Genomic DNA, 22,167 nt, shown 5'->3' with positions numbered 1-22,167 from the left:
GCATGCCAGCCATGACCACCGGTCGCGCACCGCCCCGGCCACGCGCCAGCGGCTTCACGCTGATCGAATTGCTGGTGGTGATGGTCATCATCGGCGTGACCCTGGGCCTGGTGTCGCTGAACGCCATGCCGAATGGCCAGCAAGCCTTGCAAAAGGAAGCCGAACGCATCGCCCTGCTGCTGCAGCTGGCGCGCGATGAAGCCATCGTGCGCAGCCGGCAGGTGGCGTTCGAGGCTGACGAAAATCAATACCGTTTCCTGGTCCTCAATGAAAAGCTGTGGCAACCCGTGACGCAGGACGATTTGCTGCGCGAGCGCGCGTTTGCCAACACGCCCATGCTGCTCAGCGTGCAGCCCTCGAACAGCGTGGCCCAGCCGCTGCGCATCATCTTCGGCCGCGAACCGGTCGACAAGCCTTTTGTCCTGACCCTGGCCAGCGGCGAGCGCAGCGTGGCCATCCGCGCCGACGGCATCGGCCACTTCACGGTCGAGCAATGATGCGGCTCCCACGTCATGGCCGCCAGCGCGGCTTCACTTTGCTGGAAGTGCTGGTCGCCCTCGTCATCGTCGGCACGGCCCTGGGCGCGTCCTTGCGCGCCGTCGGCAGCCTGACGCAGAACAGCGACGGCTTGCGCAGCGCCATGATGGCCACCTGGTCGGCGGAAAACCATTTGGTGCGGCTGCGCCTGGCAAAAACCTTTCCGCAGACGGGCAAGCGCACGGTCGACTGCCCGCAGGGCGATTTAAAACTCATTTGCGAGGAGGAAGTGGTGGCCACGCCGAATCCCCGCATCCGCCAAGTGCGCGTCAACGTGTATGACGCACAGTACCCGGCCCGGCGCATCGTGCGCCTGGTCTTGCTTTCCTTTAACGACTGATGCTGCGCCGCCCTGTCCCTGCCGCGGGTTTCACCCTGATCGAGCTGCTCGTGGCCATCGGCATCCTGGCCATGGTCGCCGTGCTGGGCTGGCGCGGCCTGGACAGCATCATGCGCTCGCGCGAAGTGCTGACCAGCCAGCTGGAGCAGGCGCGCGGCATGCAGCTGGCGTTTGCCCAGATGCAGAGCGATTGCGACCACCTGGCCGGCGCCGGGCTGAACAACAGCCTGCTGAACGGCCGCATCAACCTGTCGGCGGAAAATGACCGCCTGACCCTGGTGCGCCTGGCTGCCTCGGAACAGGAGCCGCAACAGTTGCAAGTGGTCACTTACCGGCTGCGCGGCGGCGTGCTGACGCGGCGCGAGTCGAACGGCACGCGCGACCTGGCCGTGCTCGACACCCTGTGGCAGGCGGCGCGCGACGATACCGATACCTCCAGCGCCGACGTGGCCCTGATGCAGGGCGTCGACAGCATGGTCATGCGCGGCTGGAGCAATGGCGCCTGGAACGTGCTGACGGCGGGCGCCACCATCTCCACCCAGGTGCCGGGCCTGGAAGTGACCTTGCAAATGCCGGGCCAGGATGCGGGCTTGTCCAAAGTCTTTTTATTGGGACCGGGATGACGCGCTTCAAGTTCCCCTCGCGCCAGCGCGGCGTGGCCGTCATCACGGCCTTGTTGCTGACGGCGCTGGCCATCACGGTCGTCGCCAGCCTGTTCTGGCAGCAGCAGGTGCAGGTGCGCTCGATGGAAAACCAGCGCCTGCGCCTGCAGACGCAGTGGGCCATGCGCGGCATGGTCGACTTTGCCCGCTTCTGGTTGCGCCAGGACAATCCGATGCTGACGGCGCTTGATGGCGTATGGGCCACGCCCATCGAGGAAGCGCGGCTCGACGATTACGTGGACCGCGAAAAGGTCGACACGGAAAAATTCGACGCCACCGTCTCGGGCCGCGCACTCGATGCGCAGGCGCGCTTCAATATCACCAACCTGGTCGACGCCACGGGCGCCATCAACCCGAAGCAGGTGCTGGCCTACCAGCGTTTATTGTCCAACATGAAGCTCGACAGCGGTCTGGCGCAGGCGACGGCCGACGCCGTGCTGCGCGCGCGGCCGAAGCCGCGCACCGCCAGCGGCACCGACGGCAAGACGCCCGCTGCCACGCCCGCCACGGGTGGCAGCAGCGAGCCGGTGGCGTTCACGCAGGTCGAGGATTTGCTGGCCGTGCCCGGCTATACGCCGCAGATGATCGAGCAGCTGCGCGATGTCGTCATCATCTTGCCCGAAATCACGGGGGTCAACGTGAACACGGCCCCGGCCGAGGTGCTGGCGGCCGTAACGATGATGTCGCTGTCCGAGGCCAGCGCCCTGACTTTGAGCAATCCGCGCAAAAAGTTTGTCGATAAGTTAAATTTCCAGAATAATATTAATGCTGAACTGATTGAAGGCGTGGAACTCGATGTGAAGAGCCGCTATTTCCTTACCGTCATCCGCGTGCGGCTGGACCGTGCCGCGCTCGATGCCGTGGCGCTCATCAATCGAAAAACGGATCCGCAGCGCACCACCAGCCTGGTCTGGTTGCGGGAAAATTAACAGCTGAAAGCGAGTCACTTTGACAATATTGTATATCCGTCACCCGGCCAAGGCCTCCACCGACAGCGCGCCGGCCTGCTCCTTCGTGCTGGCCGGCGACGGCGGCGCCCTGTTGCAGCAGGGCAGCGCGCCGCTGGGCAGCCTGGGCCAGCTGATCGCCGGCGCGAAGCAGGTGGTGCTGCTGCTGGCGGCGGCCGACGTGACCCTGCTGCGCCTGAAAACGCCGCCGCTGGCCGGCGCCCGCTTGCGCGCGGCCTTGCCGGGCCTGGTGGAGGAACACATCCTCGGCGATACCCAGGATTGCCTGCTGGCCGCCGGCGCGCCCGATGCCGCCGGCATGCGCACGGTGGCCGTGGCGCAGCGCGCCTGGGCCGAGGTACTCGTGAAAGCCTTGCTGGCGCAGGGCGCGCGCAAGGTGGCGCTGCTGCCGTCGCAGCTGTGCCTGCCTCTGCAGCCGGGCAGCGTGACGGCTGCCCTGCAAGCCAGCGGCGATGGCCTGGAACTGGCCTTGCGCCAGGCGCCGCAAGAGGGCCTGGGCCTGGTGTTGCCGGCCCAGCCGCAGCAGGCCTTGCTGACGACGCGCGCGTTTGCCGGCGACGTGCCTCTGACGGTCTACGTGGCGCAGGCCGAGCTTGCGCAATATCAACAATTGGCCGCCGGCATGGACGGCGTGACGGTGGAACCGGACCACTGGGCGCACTGGATCGCCGGCGCCAAAGGCGCGGGACTGGACCTGGCCGCTTCCCTGGGCACGGCGAGGGGCTCGGCCACCGAATGGCGCCGCTGGCGCTGGCCGCTGCGCCTGGCGCTGCTGGCCGTGATCGTCAACCTGGCCGGCATGAATATCGAATGGATGCGCTTGAAGCGCGAGGCCGCCACCGTGCGCACCTCGATGCAGCAAACCTTCAAGGCCGCGTATCCGAACGAAACGCCCGTGTATGGCCTGGAAGCGGAGCAGATGCGGCGCAATATCGCCGCCGCCCGCCTGCAGGGCGGGCAGGCGAGCATGGATGACTTCACCAGCATGAGCGCGGCGCTGGGCGAGGCGCTGGGCGGCCTGGCCGGGCGCGGCGTGGTGGCCTCGCTGGAATACCGCGAGCGTGCCCTGATCGTCAAGCTGAAACCGGACATGGTCGACGCCAGCGCCCAGGCGCAGGTGCGCGACGGCCTGGCCGCGCGCAAGCTGGCCTTGAATGAAACGGCGCCGGGCGTGTGGAAGATCACGCCGGCCACGGGAGCAAAAACATGAGTGCAGCAGTCAACAAGGCGCGCGCCGCGTGGGCGGGGCAGCAGCAGGCCGTGCAGGCTTTCTGGGCCGAGCGCACGCCGCAGGAGCGCAAGCTCTTGAGCATCGGCGGCGTGGTGGCGGGGCTGGCCCTCGTCTACGCCGTCTTCTTCGAGCCGGCCTGGACGGGCCGCATCGCCTTGCAAAAGAGCTTGCCCGAGCTGCGCCAGAATGCGGCCCAGCTGCAGGCGCTGGCGCGCGAAGCGGGCGAGCTGGCGCGCCAGGCACCCGTACAGGTGGCAAGCATGAGCCGTGACAGCCTCGACGCGTCGCTGAAGGCGCGCGGCCTGGCGCCGCAATCGCTGTCGCTGACGGGAGAGTATGCGCGCGTGCAGCTGAACGGCGTGCCGTTCGCCAGCGTCATGCTGTGGCTCGACGGCTTGCGCCGCGAAGGCCGCGTGGCGGTGCAGGAAGCGAAGATCACGGCGCAGGGCAAGGCGGGGCTGGTCGACGCCAGCCTGACCCTGCACCAGAGCCCGGGCGCGGCGCGATGATGCGCCTGCTAGGCTGGCTGCTGGCCATCATCGTCAGCGTCTGCGTCACCCTGCTGGTGTTTTTCCCGGCCGGCTGGGTCGCCAGTCTCGTGGAAAAGCAGACGGGCGGACGTTTGACCTTGGGCGACGCGCAAGGTACCCTGTGGCGCGGCTCGGCCTTTATCGGCGGGGCGGCCAGCGCGAATGGCGCCGTGACGCCGCTGCTGCCGGGGCGCTTCAGCTGGCGCATTTCGCCGTCCGTGCTGTGGGGATCGGTGGACGTGGAATTGCAGAATGCGCAGGCGCTGTCGCAGGCCGTCAATTTGCGCGGCTCGTGGTCGCAATGGCAAGTCAGCCCGGCGGCCCTGCTGCTGCCGGCCGACGGCCTGGGCGGCCTGGGCGCGCCCTTGAATACCGTGGCGCCGACGGGCAGCATGCGCCTGTCGTGGAGCACCTTGCAGCTGGCGCTGGAAAAACAGCAGTTTTCCGCCGTCGGCCGCACGACCCTGCAGATGACGGACATGGCTTCGCGCCTGTCGTCCTTGCGTCCGCTGGGCAGTTACGAGCTCGATTTCGATTGGCAGGGGCAGCAGGCGACGTTGACCTTGCGCTCCATCAAAGGACCGCTGCTGCTCGACGGCAGCGGCAGCCTGCAACAGGGGCGCATGCAGTTTTCCGGCCAGGCCCAGGCCGCAGCAGGATATGAAGAGACCTTGGCGAGTTTGTTGAATTTGCTGGGACAGCGCCGTAGCAATAGCGAAAAAAACATCATCGCCTTAGAGTTCAGACAATGAAAAAACCATCCGTGAGCCCCCATACCTTCTCCTTTTCGCTGCGCCGCCTGTCGGCCGCCGCCTTGCTGTGCTGTTCCGTGGCCGGCATGCCGGCCCCCGTCTGGGCCGCGCCCGGCGACGAAGCGGCGCTCAATTTCGTCGGCGCCGACATCGAATCCGTGATCAAGGCCGTGGGCCATTACACCAACATCAATTTCGTCATCGACCCGCGCGTCAAGGGCACGATCACGCTGGTGTCGGAAAAATCGATCAGCAAGACGCAAGCGTTCGCTCTGCTGGCCTCGGCCCTGCGCCTGCAGGGCTATGCGGTGGTTTCCGGCGACGGCTACGCGAAAGTGGTGCCGGAAGCGGACGCCAAGCTGCAATCCGTGCCGACCCAGGTGGGCAATGGCAGCAGCCAGGTGAAGGGTGACCAGATCGCCACCCAGGTGTTTTACCTGAACTACGAATCGTCGGCCAACCTGCTGGCCGTGCTGCGCCCCCTGATTTCGCCGAACAACACGATCAACGCCAACCCGGGCAACAACTCGCTGGTGATCACCGATTACGCGGATAACCTCAAGCGCCTGGCGAAGATCATCGCCGCGCTCGACGTGCCCGCCTCGACGGACCTGGACGTGATCCCCGTGCGCTATGCCATCGCTTCCGACCTGGCCTCGATGGTGAATAAACTGATGGAAGGCGGCAATGCGGGCGGCGCCGCAGGGGCCGACGCGGGCAAGGTATCCGTGCTGGCCGACCCGCGCACCAATTCGCTGGTGCTGCGCGCGCCATCGGCGGCGCGCGCCAACCTGGCCAAGTCGCTCATTTCCAAGCTGGACCAGCCCACCACGCAGCTGGGCAACGTGCACGTGGTGTACCTCAAAAATGCGGACGCCACGAAGCTGGCGCAGACCCTGCGTTCGGTGGTGACGTCGGACGGCACGGCCGCTTCGGCGCAGCAGCCAGGCAACAACAGCCTGAATACGAATAACCAGAACAACCAGGGCGGCGGCATGAACACCACTGGCCTGGGCGGCAATACGCAAAGCGGCACCACGGGCGGCGCTTCGCTGAGCAACGGGCCGCAGCAGCTGTCCTCGGGCGGCGCGGCAGGCTTCATCCAGGCCGACGCTTCCACCAATACCCTGATCCTGACGTGCAACGAGGCCGTCTACCGCAACCTGCGCGCCGTGATCGACCAGCTCGACGTGCGCCGCGCCCAGGTCTACATCGAGGCGCTGATCGTCGAAGTGACGTCGGCCAAGGCCTCCGAGTTCGGCGTGCAGTGGCTGGGGCTTTCCGGCGACAGCAGCAGCAGCTACCGCGTGGGCGCGCTGCAGTCGTTCGCCGGCGGCACCGACAACAATATCGCCAAGCTGGCGCTGGGCGGCGGCAAGGTGCTGCCGACGGGCGGCCTGACGCTGGGCATCTTCAAGCAGATCAACGGCGCGCTGGGCCTGGGCGCCGTGGCGCATGCGCTGGAATCGGACGGCAACGCGAACATCCTGTCGACGCCGAACCTGATCACCCTGGACAACGAGCTGGCCACCATCAAGGTGGGCCAGAACGTGCCTATCCTGACGGGCCAGTACACCAGCACGGCCGGCACCAACACGAACCCGTTCCAGACCATCGACCGCAAGGAAGTGGGCCTGACCCTGAAGGTGCGTCCGCAGATTTCCGAAGGCGGCACGATCAAGCTGGGCATCTATCACGAGACGTCGAGCGTGGACAAGTCCACCTCGACGGCCGTCAGCGGCATCACCATCAACAACCGCGTGATCGAAAACAATGTGCTGGCCGACGATGGCCAGATCATCGTCCTGGGCGGCTTGATCGAGGACAGCACGGGCGACAACGCGGAAAAAGTGCGCGGCCTGGGCGACATTCCCCTGATCGGCAACCTGTTCAAGTACCAGACGCGCGAGCGCAAGAAAACCAATCTGATGATCTTCCTGCGCCCCGTCATCGTGCGCAACAAGGAGCAGAGCGGCAGCCTGGCGGCCGACCGCTACGACTACATGCGTTCGGCCGAGACGGCCGCCGTGCCGGCGTCGGGCAATCTGATGCTGAAAGACCTGGGCACGCCCGTGCTGCCGGCCCTGCAGGATGGCCAGCCGGTGGGCGGCAGCATGGTGACGCGCCCCGTGCCGCCGGCGCCGACGCCGCCGCCAGGCGCGCCGGCCAACGCGGCCACGCCGCCGCAGTCGCTGCTGCAGCAGTATCAGCAACAACCGCAGCAACAGCCGCAGCCGCAGAAGTGATGGGACAGTCATGAGTAATCTGCTTCCCTACGCCTACGCGCGCGATTTCGGCTTGCTGGCCCGGCCCGGCGCCGTCGACGGCGCCCCCGTCGAGGTGCTGGTGGCCGCGTCGACGGCGCCGGCGGCGATTGCCGAAGTGTCGCGCCGTTTCGGCCAGATCCAGCTGACGGTGCTGCCGCGCGGCGACCTCGATGCTGCCATCGCCGGCGCCTACGCGGGCGGCGGCGGCGACGCGTCGCAGATGGCCGATGAATTCGACGCCGACCTGGATTTGACAAAACTGCTGCAGGACGTGCCGGCCATCGAGGATTTGCTCGAATCGTCCGACGACGCGCCCGTCATCCGCATGATCAACGCCTTGCTCACGCAGGCGCTGCGCGAAGGCGCGTCCGATATCCACATCGAGCCGTTCGAGCAGACGTCCGTCGTGCGCTTCCGCATCGACGGCAGCCTGCGCGACGTCGTGCGTCCCAGGAAAGCCATCCACGGTTCGCTGATTTCGCGCATCAAGATCATGGCGCAGCTCGACATCGCCGAAAAGCGCTTGCCGCAGGACGGCCGCATCACCCTGCGCGTGGGCGGCAAGCCCGTCGACGTGCGCGTCTCGACCCTGCCCACCGGGCATGGCGAACGGGCCGTGCTGCGTTTGCTGGACAAGGAAGCGGGGCGCCTCGACCTGCAGCACCTGGGCATGAGCGCACCCATGCTGGGACAGTTCGACGGCCTGATCACGCAGCCGCACGGCATCGTGCTCGTCACGGGCCCCACCGGCTCGGGCAAGACGACGACCCTGTACGCGGCGCTGTCGATGCTCAACGCCACCACCACGAACATCCTGACGGTGGAAGACCCGATCGAGTACGACCTGGCCGGCGTCGGCCAGACGCAGGTCAATCCGCGCATCGACATGACATTTGCCAAGGCGCTGCGGGCGATTTTGCGGCAAGATCCAGATGTGATCATGATCGGCGAGATCCGCGACCTGGAAACGGCGCAGATCGCCGTGCAGGCATCCTTGACGGGCCACCTGGTGCTGGCGACGCTGCACACGAACGACGCTTCGGCGGCCGTCACGCGCCTGCTCGACATGGGCATCGAACCGTTCCTGCTGTCGTCGTCGCTGCTGGGGGTGCTGGCGCAGCGCCTGGTGCGCAAGCTGTGCGGTTCCTGCAAGACCTTCGACGGCCAGTACTGGCAGGCGGTCGGCTGCGAGCATTGCGGCCAGACGGGCTACCAGGGCCGTGTCGGCGTGTACGAGCTGCTGCGCACGACGGAGCAGATCCGCGCGCAGATCCACAACCGGGCCTCGGAAGCGGAAGTGCGCGCCGTGGCCCTGCAGGACGGCATGACGAGCATGCGCGACGACGGCGAACGCTGGCTGCGCGACGGCACCACCACGCAGGCCGAGTTGCTGCGCGTGACCAAAGACTAGGCCCGCCACCATGCCCGCATTCCGCTATGAAGCCGTCGACGCGCAAGGCGCCACCCGCAAGGGCGTGCTCAATGCCGACAGTCCCCGTTCCGCGCGCGCCGAGTTGCGCGTGCAAGGCCTGGTGCCGCTGGCCGTCGAACCGATCGCCGCGCAGGTCGACGCCGCCGGCGTGACCAAACGGCGCGGCTTCGGCGAGCGCCTGTCGAGCACCGAGCTGGCGCTGTTTACGCGCCAGCTGGCCAGTTTGCTGGAAGCGGGCCTGCCGCTGGAGCAGGCGTTTTCCGCGCTGCTGGAACAGGCCGAGCGGCCTTACCTGCGCGACCTGATCGCCTCGATCCGTTCGGAAGTGATCGGCGGCGCCGCGTTTTCCGACGTGCTGGCGCGCCATCCGCGCGATTTCGCGGAAATTTACCGGGCGCTGGTGGCGTCGGGCGAGCAGATCGGCCATTTGTCGCGCGTGCTCTCGCGCCTGGCCGACTATATCGAGCGGCGCAATGCGCTGGTGCAGAAGGTCAAGCTGGCATTCACGTATCCGGCCATCGTCACGGTGGTGGCGTTTTCCATCGTGATTTTCCTGCTCACCTATGTGGTGCCGCAGATCGTCTCCGTATTCGCCAATACCAAGCAGAAGCTGCCCATGCTGACGGTGATCATGCTGGCGCTGTCGGACTTCGTGCGCAACTATGGCCTCGTCGTGGCCGTGATCCTGGCCGGCGCCTGGTTCGCCTGGCGCCGCGCGCTGCAGCAGCCGGCCCTGAAACGGCGCTGGCATACCTGGCTGCTGACGGCGCCCCTGTATGGGAAATTCGAGCGCAGCCTGAACACGGCGCGTTTCGCCAGCACCCTGGCCATCACCACGGGGTCCGGCGTGCCGATCCTGCGCGCGCTCGACACGAGCCGCGACACGCTCACCAACGTGGCGATGCAGGAACTGGTGGCTGACGCCAGCGGCGCCGTGCGCGAGGGCGTCAGCCTGGCGCGCGCGCTGTCGGCGCAAAAGCATTTTCCGCCCATGCTGATCCACATGATACGCGCGGGCGAAATCACGGGCGAGCTGCCGGCCATGCTGGAACGCGCCGCCAGCGCGCAGGAGCAGGACCTGGAACGCCGCACGCTCACCATCGCCGGCCTGCTGGAACCGGCCCTGATCCTGGCGATGGGCGTGGTGGTGCTGCTGATCGTGCTGGCCGTGCTGATGCCGATTATCGAAATCAATCAGCTTGTAAGATAAGTATCCAAGGAAGCCATGAAGCGTTTGCCTCAAGTTACAAGTTTGCTCGCCGTCGTGGCGCTGTCCGTGTCGCTGGCCTATTGGGCCATGCAGCTGTTCAAGGCGCCGCAGCGTCCCATCAATCCGCCCCCCAATCCGGTGGTGCAGGATGCCAGCGTGGAGGCGGGCGCCTCGCTGTTCGGCGGCCAGGTCAGCGTGGCCACGGCCAGCAACTACCAGCTCAAGGGCGTGGTGGCCGCGGGCAATGGCCGCGGCAGCGTGGCCATCATCTCGACCGATGGCAAGCCCTCCGTGGCCTTGCCGGAAGGCGCCGAAGTGGTGCCCGGCGTGACGGTGCTGGAAGTGCATGCGCGCCACGTGCTGCTGCGCGACGGCGGCGTGAGCAAGCGCATCGACCTGGTGGCCGACGACAAGGCGCTGGCCTTGCCGGGGCAGGTGTCCGCTACCCCAGCGCCGGCCGCGGCCCCTGCGCCGGCCACGAACCTGGTGCCGCCGCCGCTGCCGATGGAGCAGCAGCGGCCGGCGACCATGATGCCGGCGCCGCAAGTGAGCAGCGTGCCGCCGCCGAATTAACGCTGTTTTTATCGTATTTTGCCGATGGCGCCATGCCGCCATCGCCACAGGAGTCTTCATGTTCTCGATTCGTGCCGTCCTGGCGGGCTGCGTGGCGGCGCTGTGCGCCTTGCCGCCGGCTGTCGCCGCCGTTCCCGCCGCCCCCACTACCTCCGCTGCCACGCCGGCCGTTCCCGCACCCGTCGCGGCGCGTCCGCGCATCGCCCTGGTGCTGTCGGGCGGCGGCGCGCGCGGCCTGGCGCATATCGGCGTCTTGAAAGTGCTGCAGGAGCTGCATGTGCCGATCGACATGGTGGTCGGCACCAGCATGGGCGGCGTGGTGGGCGGCGCGTATGCGGCCGGCGCTTCCGTGGCGGACCTGGAAAAGATGGCGCGCGAGACCAACTGGGCGCGCGTGGTGGCCGACCGGCCGCCGCGCGACGAACTGGCGTTCCGCCGCCGCGAGGAAGATTTGTTGCTGCCGTCGCGCATCGAGTTTGGCACCAGCCGCAACGGCATTTCCACGCCGCCGTCGGCGGCCAGCAATGCGGCGCTGGAAATGGCCTTGAACCGGCTGCTGCCGGCCGGCATGCGCGACCGCCCCGCCAGCCAGCTGCCGCTGCCTTTCCGCTCGGTGGCGTCGGACCTGGTCAATGGCGAGCTGGTGGAACTGGTCGATACGCCCCTGTTCCTGTCGATGCGCGCCTCGCTGGCCGTGCCGGGCGTGTTTGCCCCCGTGCGCGTGAATAACCGGCTGGTGGTCGATGGAGGCCTGGTGCGCAACCTGCCCGTCGACATGGCGCGCGCCATGGGCGCCGACATCATCATCGCCGTTAATGTGGGCACGCCGCTGGCGCCGGAAAAAGAGCTGGGCAGCGCCATCGGCGTGGCGCAGCAGATGCTGCAAATCCTCACGGAACAGAATGTGCAGCGCTCGCTCAAGGAGCTGCAGCCGCAGGATATCCTGGTGGCGCCGGATTTGACGGGCGTCAGTTTCCTCGACTTTGAAAACTATGCGCGCGCCATGCGCGCCGGCGAGCAGGCGGCGCAGGCCCTGGCCGCCCGCCTGGCGCCGCTGGCCCTGCCGCCGGAACAGTATGCGGCGCGCGAGCAGCTGCGCCTGGCCGCGCCGGCCCTGCTGGACGTGGCCCTGCCGCTCACGCGCCTGGCCGTGGAGAGCGAGGGCGATATCAATCCGCGCATCCTGCAGGCGCAATCGGGCCTGGTGGAAGGGCAGTCCGTCAGCCAGGAAGATGTGCTCAAGGCGGCGGCCAAGCTGTATGGCCGCGGCGACGTGGCGCGCGTGGAGACGGAAGTGGTCGATTCCGGCGACCAGCGCGCCGTCACCATCAAGGCCGTCGAAGCGCCGTGGGCCAGCAGCCGCCTGCGCGTGGGCCTGGAAGTGGGCAGCGATTTCAGGGACAGCAATACCTTTGCCCTGAAGCTGCTGCATGTGCGCTCGAATCTGAACAGCTGGGGCGGCGAATTGCGCAGCATGGCGCAGATCGGCACCACGCGCAATTTTGGGGTGCAGTACTGGCAGCCGCTGGGCGCTGGCAACCCGTGGTATATCGCGCCGTCGATCCAGTACAGCTCGCAGGCGGTCGACCTGTTCGACAAGGGACGGCGCAGCGCGCGCGTCGCCTACAGCGGCCAGGGCGCCAGCCTGGTGCTGGGACGCCAGTTCGGCTTCTGGGGCGACCTGCAGTTCGGCGTCTCGCGCAGCGAAGTCAAGGCCGGCGTCAGCATCCCCGCCGACCCGGCCTACCCGCAGGAGCGGGCGCTGGGCACCAACCAGTTCGTCCAGTTCCGCGTCGATACGCTCGATTCGCCCGGTTTCCCCACGCGCGGCGTGCTGTTTGACGCTACCTGGACGCGCGCCTCGACCACGGGTTCGGGCGAGACGGGCCTGGGGCGTTCCGCCATCACGGGCTTGAAGGCCTTTGGCCGCGGCAATTGGGCCGGCCATGTGTATGGCGAATGGGCGCGCGCGCAGCGGGGCGAGGCGCCACTCAGCCTGGGCGGCTTCCTGCGCCTGTCCGGCACGCAGTTCGAATCGGTGACGGGGCGCAGCGTGGCTTTGGCGCGCTTCGTGATGGCGCGCCGCATCGGTTCCCTGCCCAGTACCCTGGGCGGCGCCGTGCGGGCCGGATTTTCGCTGGAAATGGGCGGCGGCTTCGATCAGAGCGAGCACTGGAAATCCACCAAATTCACGCAGGCCAGCAGCGCCTTCATTTCCGTCGATACGCGCTTCGGTCCCGTGTACGTGGCGTCGGGCGCATCGAAGGGCGGCGAGAGTACGCTCTACCTGTTCCTGGGACCGGTCTGGTAGGGCGCGGCGGACGCCGTACTGCGGCGCAGGGCCGTGAAGGCGGCAAATTCCCATGAGCGAAAGCCCAGCAGCAGGGTAAAGCCATCGCGCTCGGCAGGGGCCAGGCGGCGGTCGTTCTGGTGCAGGCGCGCCAGTTCCTCGGCCAGCTGGCGGATCTTTTGCACCAGCTCCTGCGCGCTCGACAGCGACAGGCGCGCCGGGATGCACATCAGGGTTTCGCCGGCGCCGTCAAAATGCCCGCTGAAATAATCGGCCACCACGTGTTCGCGGAAGTACTGCTGCACCGGGCCGTCGGCCAGCCAGTGGAAGGCGTTCGAGACGCGCAGGCTGTAGCGGTTCAACGGCTTGAGCTCGATCAAGCCCAGCCGGTCCAGCTCGGCCAGGCAGCCGATGCATTCGGCCTGCGTCAGCGCATACGTTTCCACCACCTGTTCCAGGCTCCAGTGACCGAGGCAGCAGATCGCCACCAGCAGCAGGCGCGGATGCGCCACCAGCGACTTTTCCTGCACCAGGGTGAGCGTGTCGGCATGCGGCGTGATGTCGGCCGCGCCGCGCAGCACGTCTTCCATGGCGATGCCCGAGGCCTTGCAGATCAGGGCCAGGCGCGACAGCGACATGTCGTGCTGGCCAAACATGCGCTTGACGCTCGATTCGCTCATGCCGATGCGTTCGGCCAGCACTTTATAGGTGATGCCGGCGGCGCGCAGTTGCGTGCGCAGCACGCGCAAAACCAGTTCGGGTGAACTCACGGATATCCTTTTTGATAAGTTTGGTAGCGGGTAACGGTACCGAATGTAGCCCTTAATGGCACTTTGCACAAGGTGATAGTACTTTACGGCAAAAGAGATGACACTCCCGCTTGTGGCTCGCACGGCGCGCTACAACCAGGCACTCATCCACTTGTAGAGGTTATTCATGTCCTTCAAATTACGTTTCCCCGCAGCGCTGCTGGCGCTGGCCGCCATCGCTCCCTTGCATGCTTCGGCAGCCGATCCTGCGCCGGGCCCCATCTACATGGGCGCCAGCTATGGCTTTCGCGCCAGTACCGGCCTCGACTGCGTGCCGGGACAAAACGATTGCGACAAAAGCAGCAAGCGCAACGGCAAGGCCTACGTGGGTTACAGTTTCGACGCGCTGCCGTTTCAGGGCGGCGTGGCCCTGCCTTCGATTGAGCTGGTGGGGTATATGGGCGGCGAAGTGAAGTCCGGCTTCGACACGGGCGCCGGCCGGCGCGCGGGCCGCGGCAAGTTCACTGGCCTCGGCATGCAGGGCGTGCTCGGCTACCAGTTTGACGCGTTCACCCTGAGCGGCCGCCTGGGCGCGGCTTACACGCAGGGCAAGGTCGATTATCTGGGCGGCGGTTCGGACAAGAAGGACAAGATCGGCCTGACCTACGGCATCGGCGCGGCGTATGCGCTGAACAAGAACTGGGCGCTGCACCTCGACTGGGACCGCGTGCCGGTCAAGTACAGCAGCAAGCAGACGACCAAGGTCGACATGTTTTCGCTGGGCGCGTCCTACCGTTTCTAAGGGGACGCTGCTGCGGCAGAGAGTGGCCTGATGGCGGACGCCCTATGAAAAGGGTGTCCGCGGGCGGCCTATTTGTCTATTTCGACTTTCAACAGCAATTTCGCCAGCAGCCGTTTTTCCTGCTGGCGCTGGCCTGACACGGTCTTGACGTGCGCCCCGGCGGCGCGCTGCAGGGCTGCAGTGGCGACGGGGTTGCGCGGTTTTTGCGAGGGTTCGACGCGGAACTGCATTTTCTGCCGCGTCGCCAATGCCTTGTTTGCCATCGGTCCCCTCCCTGATTACAGCACGTAGCGCGACAGGTCTTCGTTGACCGACAGCGCTTCCAGGCGTTCGTTGACATACGCGGCATCGATCACCAGCAGGTTTTCCGTGCTGCTGCTGCCTTCGCTGGCCGTAAACGACACTTCTTCCAGCAGTTTTTCCATCACCGTGTGCAGGCGGCGCGCACCGATGTTTTCCGTGCGCTCGTTTACCGAGTAGGCGATTTCCGCCAGGCGCGTGATGCCTTCCGGCGCAAATTGCAGTTTCAGGTTTTCCGTCGCCAGCAAGGCTTCGTACTGCATCGTCAGGCAGGCGTCCGTGCTGGTGAGAATGCGTTCGAAGTCCGAGATCGACAGCGATTCCAGTTCCACGCGGATGGGGAAGCGCCCCTGCAGTTCCGGGATCAGATCCGACGGTTTCGACAGGTGGAACGCGCCCGAGGCGATGAACAGGATGTGGTCCGTGCGGATCATGCCGTACTTGGTGTTGACGGTGGTGCCCTCGACCAGCGGCAGCAGGTCGCGCTGCACGCCCGCGCGCGAGACGTCGGCGCCGCCGGACTCCGAGCGCGAGGCGATCTTGTCGATTTCATCGAGGAAGACGATGCCGTTCTGCTCGACGTTCTGGATGGCCTTCTGTTTCAGTTCATCTTCGTTGAGCAGCTTCGCCGCTTCTTCCTCGACTAGCAGTTTCAATGCTTCGCGGATCTTGACCTTGCGCGCCTTCTTGCGCTGTCCGCCCACGCCCGAGAACATGGACTTGATCTGCTCCGTCATTTCTTCCATGCCCGGCGGCGCCATGATTTCCATTTGCGGGCCCGCCTCGGCCAGCTCGATCTCGATTTCCTTGTCATCGAGCTCGCCCTGGCGCAAGCGCTTGCGGAAGGTCTGGCGCGTGCTGTCGCCGCTGCCCGTGTCCACGGCCGCCGCCGTATTCGGCGTGAAGCCGAAGTCGCGCGCCGGCGGCACGAGGATGTCGATCACGCGGTCTTCGGCCGCATCTTCGGCGCGCGCGCGCACTTTCTTCATTTCCAGCGCGCGGGTCTGCTTGATGCCGATGTCGATCAGGTCGCGGATGATGGTGTCGACGTCGCGGCCTACATAACCGACTTCGGTGAACTTGGTCGCTTCGATCTTGATGAACGGCGCCTCGGCCAGCTTGGCCAGGCGGCGCGCGATTTCCGTCTTGCCGACGCCCGTGGGGCCGATCATGAGGATGTTCTTGGGCGTGATTTCATGGCGCAGGGGCTCGGCCACCTGCTGGCGGCGCCAGCGGTTGCGCAGGGCGATGGCGACGGCGCGCTTGGCCTTGGCCTGGCCCACCACGTGCTTGTCGAGTTCGGTGACGATTTCCGACGGGGTCATGTTCATGATCATAGTTGGCTTTCTATCTTTCTTTTGCGTAGAGTGCCCGAAAAACGTTCAGGGCAAGGCGCTTGGCCGCAGGCAGTACCTTTTTGTACGCCCAGGTCATGCAACGCAGCCATGGGCGTTTTCTCGGGGACTCTTAGTCCAGGGTCTCGATGATGTGGGACATATTCGTGTAAATGCACAGTTCCGCGGCGATGGTCAGCGATTTCTTGACCACCTCGGCCGGCGAGAGGTCCGTGTTTTCCTGCAGCGCCTTGGCGGCGGACTGGGCGTAGGTGCCGCCCGAGCCGATGGCGCCGATGCCGTCTTCCGGTTCCAGCACGTCGCCATTGCCCGTGATGACCAGGGTCGACTCGCTGTCGGCCACCAGCAGCATCGCTTCCAGGCGGCGCAGCACGCGGTCGGTGCGCCAGTCCTTGGCCAGTTCGACGGAGGCGCGCAGCAGGTTGCCCTGGTGTTTTTCCAGCTTGCCTTCGAAGCGGTCGAGCAGGGTGAACGCGTCGGCGGTGCCGCCGGCAAAGCCGACCAGGACCTTGCCCTGATACAACTTACGCACTTTGCGGGCCGTGCCCTTCATGACGATGTTGCCCAGCGTTACCTGGCCGTCGCCGCCCAGGGCGACTTGCTTGCCGCGCCGGACGCAGAGGATGGTGGTGCCGTGAAATTGTTCCATAGTGACCTCAAAAGATTCGTGCCGATGCGTGCAAGGCCATGCGATTGCGCGCCCATGGCTCAAAAGTGGGGATGGAAAAGGCAATTGCAAGCGGCAGTGTTTGCTTCAGTGTAGTCGGCGCGGGACGAAAAAAAAGCACGCAACCGGAGGTCGTGTGCTTTTTATTCGCCATCGCGGGCCGCCGGGGCGGCCGCGCAAGGGGAGGGCGATCAGTCGCCGTACAGCTTTTGCTTCAGTTCGCGCCGTTGCTGGGCTTCCAGCGACAGGGTGGCGGTCGGACGGGCGATCAGGCGCGGGATGCCGATAGGCTCGCCCGTTTCTTCGCACCAGCCATAGTCGCCGGCGTCGATGCTGGCGATCGATTGCTGCACTTTCTTCAGCAATTTGCGTTCGCGGTCGCGCGTGCGCAGTTCCAGCGCATGCTCTTCCTCGATGGTGGCGCGGTCGGCAGGGTCCGGTACGAGCACGGTTTCACGCAAGTGTTCCGTGGTTTCGCCGGCGTTTTTCAGCAAGTCTTTTTCGAGCTGCTGCAGGCGCGCCTTGAAGAATGCCAGTTGTGCCGGATTCATGTAGTCATCTTCGCTCATGGCGCGAATTTGGTCTTCGCTGATGAGAGGGATGTCTTGGTTGGCGGCCGGGGTCGATTTATTAGTTTTGGTCATAACTTCGCTTACCTTCGATACGACAGAGTTTTCAAATTGATCAGTTGATGCGGCGATACCGAGCAACTGTACAGGTTCCGCTTGGCATTGCTGTCCCGCTGTACTGCGTGCGACCTTGGCTTGCCGGCGAAAGCCAGGACTACCGGCCGGCTAAGGTGCCATGTTGATAACTTTTTACCGCTCTATGCCAGTCGCGCTATGCGCGCGTCAACAGGCGTGTTGGGTGGATCGGTTGCATGCCTGGCATGCGGCCAGCGGCAGTTTGCCAGCATTTCATGACAGGCGAACGACATGGGCCGTTTTCGTCGCTGATTTTGGCACGCTTTGCTTTATATTGCCATCCCGATTTGTTGACTAGCCGATCAGAAACGGCTACTTGTTGGTTTATGCCAGCAAGACGGGTGTCAGACAGCGGGAAAGCGTGCTTAACTTTCCCTTTTGTTTCTGCTTTGCAACGGATACTTTGCAAAACCCGGCTAGTTTATACCAAACATTGTTCGAGTCCGCGAATAAAAATGTCTTTTGGTAGATTTTTGCCAATAAACACCATTTTGCTGCCGCGCACTTCATTTTCGCCCCATTTGGCGCCCAGGTCGCTGCCCATCAGCTGGTGCACGCCCTGGAAGACCACCTTGCGCTCGGCGCCCTGCATCAGCAGCACGCCCTTGTAGCGCAGCATGCGCGGGCCATACACTTGCACCAGGCCGCCGAGGAACTCGTCGAGCTTGGCGCTGTCGAACGGTTGCGTGCTCTTGAAAACAAAGGCGGCGATATCGTCGCTGTGCTGCGCATGGTGATGGTCGGCATGGCCGCAATCGGTGGCGCAGGCGTCGCTGTGTTCGTGCTTGTGCCCGTGGCCGTGCTCATCTGCGTGCTCATGCGCGTGATCGTGGTCGTGGACGTGCGCCGTTTCCGTTGCCAGGAAATCCGGGTCCAGTTCCAGCTTTTCATTCAGGTTGAAGCCGCGGATGTCGAGCACCTCGGCCAGCGGCGCGCGGCCGAAATCGACCTTGGCGATGGGCGCGCGCGGGTTGATGCGTTTCAGGCGGCGCGTCAGGACGGCCACGTCGTCTTCGCTGACCAGGTCGGTTTTCGACAGCAGCAGCTTGTCGGCAAAGCCCACTTGCCGCTGGGCTTCCTCGTACTCGTCCAGTTGCTTCATGGCATGGCGGGCATCGACTACCGTGATAATAGCGTCGAGCATGTAGTGGCTGCCCACTTCTTCGTCGACAAAGAAGGTTTGCGCCACGGGGCCGGGATTGGCCAGGCCCGTCGTTTCGATGACGACGCGGTCGAACGCCAGCAAGCCGGCGTCGCGCTTGCGCGCCAGTTCCGTGAGGCCCACGATCAGGTCGCCCCGCACGGTGCAGCAGATGCAGCCGTTGTTCATCTCGATGATGTGTTCGTTGCTATCCTGCACCAGGATCTCGTTATCGATGTTTTCCTGGCCAAACTCGTTTTCGATCACGGCGATGCGCATGCCGTGCTCTTCCTGCAGTATGCGGTTGAGCAAGGTGGTTTTGCCTGCGCCCAGGAAACCGGTGAGGATGGTGGTTGGAATCAGTGCCATGAGAGATGCCTTGTAATCGGTGGTGCCGCCGCGCAAGCGGAAGAATGCGGACGATTATGCCGGAATTTTGCAAAAGCTTGCAAATGCGCGCCCATCCGCTTGATATGGATCAGGCTGCCCCACCGGCGCCGCTGCCTACTTGAGCTTGGCGCGCGGGTGCGCCTGGTCGTACACGTGCGCCAGGTGCTGGAAGTCGAGGGCCGTGTAGACCTGGGTCGAGGTGATGCTGGAATGGCCCAGCATTTCCTGTACGGCGCGCAAGTCGCCCGACGATTGCAGCACGTGCGAAGCGAACGAGTGGCGCAGCACGTGGGGGTGCACGTTGGCGGGAATGTCCGTCGCCAGCGCGTGCGCCTTCAGGCGCAGCTGCAGCACGCGGGGTGAGATGCGCGTGCCGCGCGTGCTTAAAAACAAGGCAGCGCTGCCGTCGCTTGCCGGCGGGCGCACGCCCAGCCAGGCGGTCAGGGCCACGAGGGCCGCCTTGCCGACGGGCACCTTGCGCATCTTGTTGCCCTTGCCCGTGACGATGACTTCGAAGCTGGCCATGTCGAGCCAGCCCAGCGAGGCGGGCTGGCCGCCGTCGGCCTTGCAATAATGGGTGTCCAGGCTGGTCAGTTCGGACACGCGCAAGCCGCTCGAGTACAGCAGTTCGAACATGGCGCGGTTGCACAGCTGTTCCGGTTCGGCGGCGCCTTGCTGGTGTTGCGCGGGCGCCACGAGGCGCACGGCATCGTCCACCGACAGGGCTTTCGGCAAGGTCTTGGCCCGCTTGGGGGCGCGGATGCCGTCGACGGGATTGGCGTCGAGCGGGGTCTCGCCGCTGAGCCAGTTGAAAAAGCCCCGCCACGACGACAGCTTGCGGGCGATCGAACGCGGGTCGAGGCCGCCGGCGTGCAGCTTGGCCGTGTAGCGGCGCACTTCATTGTGCGCCAGCGCCGTCCAGGGCGTATTGCCGCTCAGTTCCAGCAAGGTGCGCAAGTCGCGCCCGTAGGCGTCCAGCGTATGCGGCGACAGCTTGCGCTGCGTGGCCAGCTGCGCCAGATAGGCGTCGAGCCAGTCAGCCTTGCCGCGCGCCTCCATGGCTTGCTCAGGCAGGCGTGCCGGCGCGCAGCGCGGCCAGGGCGGCGCTGGCCGTGGCGCCGATATGCACGAGGAAGTCCGTGCCCATGCTCGAGGTAAAGCGTTCGCTGTCGGGCGAACCGAGCACCAGCAAGCCGAAGGTGCCCGTGGTGTTCGGGGCGCGCAGGGCGATCATGACGGTCGATTCGATCTTATCGGCCTGCAACCAGTGCACGGCTTCGAAATCGCGGTTGCTGCCGCAGTACGGCGCTTGCAGGCTGTTGGCGAACATGCGCACGTCGGCCGTGACATCTTCCGTGAACCAGCCATTGGCGTGTTCCGGCAGCACTTGCCACAGGCGCAGGCTGACGCAGGGCACGTCGAAATTGCTTTGCAAGGCGTCGACCAGCACGCGCGGCATGTCCGCGTCGTTGCGCACTTGCAGCATGGCCTGGTTCCAGCCGTGGAATTTGCTGGCGATGTCGCCATTTTCCTCGGCCAGGCGGCTCAGCTTGGACATGCGCAGTTCCAGCGCCTTGTACTTGTCGCGCATCACTTCCATCTGCCGCTCCTGCAGCGAGATGGTGCGTCCCGTCAGCGGGCTGCTCAGCTTGACCTCACCGAGCAGGGCGGTATGCTCTTCGAAGAAATTCGGGTGCTCGCTCAGGTACTGGGCGACGGTGCTGGAATCGAGTGTGGCGGTCATTGAGAATATCTGTCAGTGAAAGTTGAACACTTCATTCTAACCGAGAGTGCGGCGGCATAGGCGCAAAGGGGACGGCGTCGATGCATTTTCCGCGCGCGCATGAAAAAAGCGGCATGGTTGCCCATGCCGCCTTGCATTCTTAGCTCAGCAATCACCCGCGAAGGGTGACAGGCCGGGCATTAGAAGTTGTGGTGTACGCCCAGACCGATGTAGCTGACCGAGGTGGTGTTGTTGTAGTTGGTGAGGCTGGCCGATTTCTTGTTCGAAATATCTGCGTACAGGTAGGTACGCTTCGACAGATTGTAGTCGTAGCCCAGCGATGCTTGCTTGGTCTTGGCGACGCCATCCGGCGTTTTTTGACCGTAGCCAGCGCGGATCTTGCCTGGGCCGACGTCATAGTTGGCGCCCAGCACCCACGATTTGGTGTCGGTGTTGACGATTTTGAAATTGCCGTCATCCTGATGTTGGTACGTTGCCATCAGTTTCAATTCCGCGATCGGATTGAACGATGCGCCGACCGACCACAGCTTGGCTTGCAGGCCGTTACGCTCGTAGGCAGCCATGGCGGCGAACTGGGCATTGTTGTACGTTGCCGACACCGAGTACGGATTCGATTCTGGCGCCACATTGGCTGGCAGGGCGAAGTTGCCGGTGGCATTCGTCGTCAGGTTGCGCACGGTGGCTGCAACGGCGGCGTTGTTGTTCGCTTCCTTGGCGGCCACGGTGGCGTTGAACTGGAAGCCGCTGATGACTGGCGAGTTGTAGAACACGGCGTTCGAGAAGCGGTTACGCGAATTGCCTGGCGCGCTCAGCGGATCGCTGGTGTAGCCGGCCACGGTCAGGTCGGTCTGGAAACCGGCTGGCGTAGGCATGCCCGACCATGGTTCGAAACCAGTACTCGTTTCCTGGAAGGCGGTCAGGCCACGGCCCAGGCGTACGGTACCGAAGTCGCCTTGCAGGCCGACGCGGCTTTGACCCTGGAACAGGGGACGCGAATTGATGCCCGAGGTGTTTTCTACGGTGCCCGTGTCGGATTCATAGCGAATTTCCAGTTGGAAAATGGCTTTCAAGCCATTGCCCAGATCTTCCGTGCCCTTGAAGCCCAGTTTGTTGTTGTCGCGCTTGGTGACGGCGGTGGTCGAACCAGTCGCTTTGCCCAGGCCTGCATCGATCGTGCCGTAGATTTGGACGGACGACTGCGCTTGTGCGGTGGCGGCAAAGGCGCCGAAGAGTGCGAGGGCAACGAGTGATTTTTTCATGTCTTATTCCCTATTAAAAGTGAGTTCCGTCCGAGATCCGAGCAGATTGAAATGCGCTAACTGTCGCGTTTCGATGAATGAACCTTAATTCGTCGGCGCGCAAGACGTGCGGGATTGGTCAAATGTGCGTGAAAAGATTGGTGAAAAGCGGCATAACTGCATGCCCCTGTTGTATTTTCGTAACGCACGGTTTCTGCCGATCCCGCGCCGAGGGCCAGCGTTCTTCCATCGTTGCGCCAGCGGCGCCTCGCCATCTTGGCGTGT

General features: G+C 64.9%; 22 protein-coding genes. 13 read left to right on the top strand and 9 right to left on the bottom strand.

Annotated elements, in window-relative coordinates:
- Positions 1-2 precede the first annotated feature (2 nt).
- Genes NCG91_RS09265 through NCG91_RS09210 form a run of 12 tightly spaced genes read left to right on the top strand, consistent with a single transcriptional unit; the run spans position 3 to position 12,813 of the window.
- The gene (locus NCG91_RS09265) at positions 3-497 is read left to right on the top strand and encodes a GspH/FimT family pseudopilin (RefSeq protein WP_051959291.1); all 495 of its coding nucleotides are present in this window, start codon (positions 3-5) and stop codon (positions 495-497) included.
- Positions 494-877, top strand: a complete 384-nt coding sequence (gspI, locus tag NCG91_RS09260; protein ID WP_034783570.1) for a type II secretion system minor pseudopilin GspI — start codon at positions 494-496, stop codon at positions 875-877. Before NCG91_RS09265 ends, gspI begins: the two co-directional genes overlap by 4 nt.
- Positions 877-1,500: a PulJ/GspJ family protein gene (locus NCG91_RS09255; RefSeq protein ID WP_099665805.1), complete on the top strand. Its 624-nt coding sequence runs from the start codon at positions 877-879 to the stop codon at positions 1,498-1,500. Before gspI ends, NCG91_RS09255 begins: the two co-directional genes overlap by 1 nt.
- Positions 1,497-2,468 carry a type II secretion system minor pseudopilin GspK gene (gene gspK, locus NCG91_RS09250; protein ID WP_251349451.1) on the top strand — a complete coding sequence of 324 codons (972 nt, stop codon included), beginning with the start codon at positions 1,497-1,499 and terminating at the stop codon, positions 2,466-2,468. The genes NCG91_RS09255 and gspK overlap by 4 nt, the downstream gene beginning before the upstream one ends.
- 19 nt (positions 2,469-2,487) lie before the next feature.
- Entirely contained in the window at positions 2,488-3,717 is a 1,230-nt protein-coding gene (gene gspL, locus NCG91_RS09245) for a type II secretion system protein GspL (protein WP_251349450.1), read from the top strand.
- Entirely contained in the window at positions 3,714-4,247 is a 534-nt protein-coding gene (locus tag NCG91_RS09240) for a type II secretion system protein M (protein WP_251349449.1), read from the top strand. Before gspL ends, NCG91_RS09240 begins: the two co-directional genes overlap by 4 nt.
- Positions 4,244-5,020, top strand: coding sequence for a type II secretion system protein N (locus NCG91_RS09235; RefSeq protein WP_251349448.1), 777 nt, complete (start codon positions 4,244-4,246; stop codon positions 5,018-5,020). The genes NCG91_RS09240 and NCG91_RS09235 overlap by 4 nt, the downstream gene beginning before the upstream one ends.
- Complete coding sequence (gene gspD / locus NCG91_RS09230) at positions 5,017-7,266, top strand: type II secretion system secretin GspD (protein ID WP_099665800.1); 2,250 nt, start codon at positions 5,017-5,019, stop codon at positions 7,264-7,266. Before NCG91_RS09235 ends, gspD begins: the two co-directional genes overlap by 4 nt.
- A 10-nt stretch (positions 7,267-7,276) precedes the next feature.
- Complete coding sequence (gene gspE / locus NCG91_RS09225; protein ID WP_077398708.1) at positions 7,277-8,698, top strand: type II secretion system ATPase GspE; 1,422 nt, start codon at positions 7,277-7,279, stop codon at positions 8,696-8,698.
- 10 nt (positions 8,699-8,708) lie between these two features.
- On the top strand, positions 8,709-9,929 hold the full coding sequence (gene gspF / locus NCG91_RS09220) for a type II secretion system inner membrane protein GspF (RefSeq protein WP_099665799.1): 1,221 nt from the start codon (positions 8,709-8,711) through the stop codon (positions 9,927-9,929).
- A gap of 15 nt (positions 9,930-9,944) precedes the next feature.
- Positions 9,945-10,502 (top strand): type II secretion system protein N, encoded by a 558-nt coding sequence (locus NCG91_RS09215; protein WP_099665798.1) that lies wholly within the window; start codon positions 9,945-9,947, stop codon positions 10,500-10,502.
- A gap of 58 nt (positions 10,503-10,560) precedes the next feature.
- Positions 10,561-12,813: a patatin-like phospholipase family protein gene (locus NCG91_RS09210; protein WP_099665797.1), complete on the top strand. Its 2,253-nt coding sequence runs from the start codon at positions 10,561-10,563 to the stop codon at positions 12,811-12,813.
- On the opposite strand, the gene NCG91_RS09205 is transcribed toward NCG91_RS09210, so the two are convergent.
- Complete coding sequence (locus tag NCG91_RS09205) at positions 12,786-13,562, bottom strand: helix-turn-helix domain-containing protein (RefSeq protein ID WP_180278646.1); 777 nt, start codon at positions 13,560-13,562, stop codon at positions 12,786-12,788. The genes NCG91_RS09210 and NCG91_RS09205 overlap by 28 nt on opposite strands.
- 166 nt (positions 13,563-13,728) lie before the next feature.
- On the opposite strand from NCG91_RS09205, the gene NCG91_RS09200 reads away from it, so the two are divergent.
- Complete coding sequence (locus NCG91_RS09200; RefSeq protein WP_099665796.1) at positions 13,729-14,343, top strand: outer membrane protein; 615 nt, start codon at positions 13,729-13,731, stop codon at positions 14,341-14,343.
- 68 nt (positions 14,344-14,411) lie between these two features.
- Here the strand turns inward: NCG91_RS09200 and NCG91_RS09195 are convergent, their stop codons facing one another.
- The 8 genes from NCG91_RS09195 to NCG91_RS09160 all read right to left on the bottom strand — a co-directional run bounded on the left by NCG91_RS09195 (position 14,412) and on the right by NCG91_RS09160 (position 21,903).
- Positions 14,412-14,606, bottom strand: a complete 195-nt coding sequence (locus tag NCG91_RS09195) for a hypothetical protein (RefSeq protein ID WP_099665795.1) — start codon at positions 14,604-14,606, stop codon at positions 14,412-14,414.
- A 15-nt stretch (positions 14,607-14,621) separates the two neighbouring features.
- Positions 14,622-15,974 (bottom strand): ATP-dependent protease ATPase subunit HslU, encoded by a 1,353-nt coding sequence (gene hslU / locus NCG91_RS09190; RefSeq protein ID WP_285817091.1) that lies wholly within the window; start codon positions 15,972-15,974, stop codon positions 14,622-14,624.
- 136 nt (positions 15,975-16,110) lie between these two features.
- Positions 16,111-16,647, bottom strand: a complete 537-nt coding sequence (gene hslV / locus NCG91_RS09185; protein ID WP_010394217.1) for an ATP-dependent protease subunit HslV — start codon at positions 16,645-16,647, stop codon at positions 16,111-16,113.
- Positions 16,648-16,856: 209 nt separating this feature from the next.
- Positions 16,857-17,309 (bottom strand): RNA polymerase-binding protein DksA, encoded by a 453-nt coding sequence (dksA, locus tag NCG91_RS09180; protein WP_034753066.1) that lies wholly within the window; start codon positions 17,307-17,309, stop codon positions 16,857-16,859.
- A 481-nt stretch (positions 17,310-17,790) separates the two neighbouring features.
- Positions 17,791-18,879 (bottom strand): CobW family GTP-binding protein, encoded by a 1,089-nt coding sequence (locus NCG91_RS09175; RefSeq protein WP_251349446.1) that lies wholly within the window; start codon positions 18,877-18,879, stop codon positions 17,791-17,793.
- 135 nt (positions 18,880-19,014) lie between these two features.
- Positions 19,015-19,959: a tyrosine recombinase XerC gene (locus NCG91_RS09170; protein ID WP_251349445.1), complete on the bottom strand. Its 945-nt coding sequence runs from the start codon at positions 19,957-19,959 to the stop codon at positions 19,015-19,017.
- 7 nt (positions 19,960-19,966) lie between these two features.
- Positions 19,967-20,644, bottom strand: coding sequence for a DUF484 family protein (locus NCG91_RS09165; protein ID WP_099665791.1), 678 nt, complete (start codon positions 20,642-20,644; stop codon positions 19,967-19,969).
- Positions 20,645-20,823: 179 nt separating this feature from the next.
- A complete protein-coding gene (locus NCG91_RS09160) occupies positions 20,824-21,903 on the bottom strand; it encodes a porin (RefSeq protein ID WP_251349444.1) in 1,080 nt (359 codons plus the stop codon).
- Between the last annotated feature and the right edge of the window lie 264 nt (positions 21,904-22,167).

Origin of the sequence: Janthinobacterium kumbetense, assembly GCF_023703445.1 — a bacterium.
Taxonomy (GTDB): domain Bacteria; phylum Pseudomonadota; class Gammaproteobacteria; order Burkholderiales; family Burkholderiaceae_D; genus Janthinobacterium; species Janthinobacterium kumbetense.
This window is presented reverse-complemented; position numbering and strand designations above follow the sequence as displayed.

Bases quoted from the DNA above. Each gene is read 5' to 3' on its own strand.
- hslU (WP_285817091.1), bottom strand. From the start codon at position 15,974: ATGAACATGACCCCGTCGGAAATCGTCACCGAACTCGACAAGCACGTG.
- NCG91_RS09165 (WP_099665791.1), bottom strand. From the start codon at position 20,644: ATGACCGCCACACTCGATTCCAGCACCGTCGCCCAGTACCTGAGCGAG.
- NCG91_RS09265 (WP_051959291.1), top strand. From the start codon at position 3: ATGCCAGCCATGACCACCGGTCGCGCACCGCCCCGGCCACGCGCCAGC.
- gspF (WP_099665799.1), top strand. From the start codon at position 8,709: ATGCCCGCATTCCGCTATGAAGCCGTCGACGCGCAAGGCGCCACCCGC.
- gspD (WP_099665800.1), top strand. From the start codon at position 5,017: ATGAAAAAACCATCCGTGAGCCCCCATACCTTCTCCTTTTCGCTGCGC.
- gspK (WP_251349451.1), top strand. From the start codon at position 1,497: ATGACGCGCTTCAAGTTCCCCTCGCGCCAGCGCGGCGTGGCCGTCATC.
- gspE (WP_077398708.1), top strand. From the start codon at position 7,277: ATGAGTAATCTGCTTCCCTACGCCTACGCGCGCGATTTCGGCTTGCTG.
- gspI (WP_034783570.1), top strand. From the start codon at position 494: ATGATGCGGCTCCCACGTCATGGCCGCCAGCGCGGCTTCACTTTGCTG.
- NCG91_RS09210 (WP_099665797.1), top strand. From the start codon at position 10,561: ATGTTCTCGATTCGTGCCGTCCTGGCGGGCTGCGTGGCGGCGCTGTGC.
- NCG91_RS09200 (WP_099665796.1), top strand. From the start codon at position 13,729: ATGTCCTTCAAATTACGTTTCCCCGCAGCGCTGCTGGCGCTGGCCGCC.
- NCG91_RS09170 (WP_251349445.1), bottom strand. From the start codon at position 19,959: ATGGAGGCGCGCGGCAAGGCTGACTGGCTCGACGCCTATCTGGCGCAG.
- NCG91_RS09255 (WP_099665805.1), top strand. From the start codon at position 877: ATGCTGCGCCGCCCTGTCCCTGCCGCGGGTTTCACCCTGATCGAGCTG.
- hslV (WP_010394217.1), bottom strand. From the start codon at position 16,647: ATGGAACAATTTCACGGCACCACCATCCTCTGCGTCCGGCGCGGCAAG.
- NCG91_RS09240 (WP_251349449.1), top strand. From the start codon at position 3,714: ATGAGTGCAGCAGTCAACAAGGCGCGCGCCGCGTGGGCGGGGCAGCAG.
- NCG91_RS09215 (WP_099665798.1), top strand. From the start codon at position 9,945: ATGAAGCGTTTGCCTCAAGTTACAAGTTTGCTCGCCGTCGTGGCGCTG.
- dksA (WP_034753066.1), bottom strand. From the start codon at position 17,309: ATGACCAAAACTAATAAATCGACCCCGGCCGCCAACCAAGACATCCCT.
- NCG91_RS09235 (WP_251349448.1), top strand. From the start codon at position 4,244: ATGATGCGCCTGCTAGGCTGGCTGCTGGCCATCATCGTCAGCGTCTGC.
- NCG91_RS09175 (WP_251349446.1), bottom strand. From the start codon at position 18,879: ATGGCACTGATTCCAACCACCATCCTCACCGGTTTCCTGGGCGCAGGC.
- NCG91_RS09195 (WP_099665795.1), bottom strand. From the start codon at position 14,606: ATGGCAAACAAGGCATTGGCGACGCGGCAGAAAATGCAGTTCCGCGTC.
- NCG91_RS09160 (WP_251349444.1), bottom strand. From the start codon at position 21,903: ATGAAAAAATCACTCGTTGCCCTCGCACTCTTCGGCGCCTTTGCCGCC.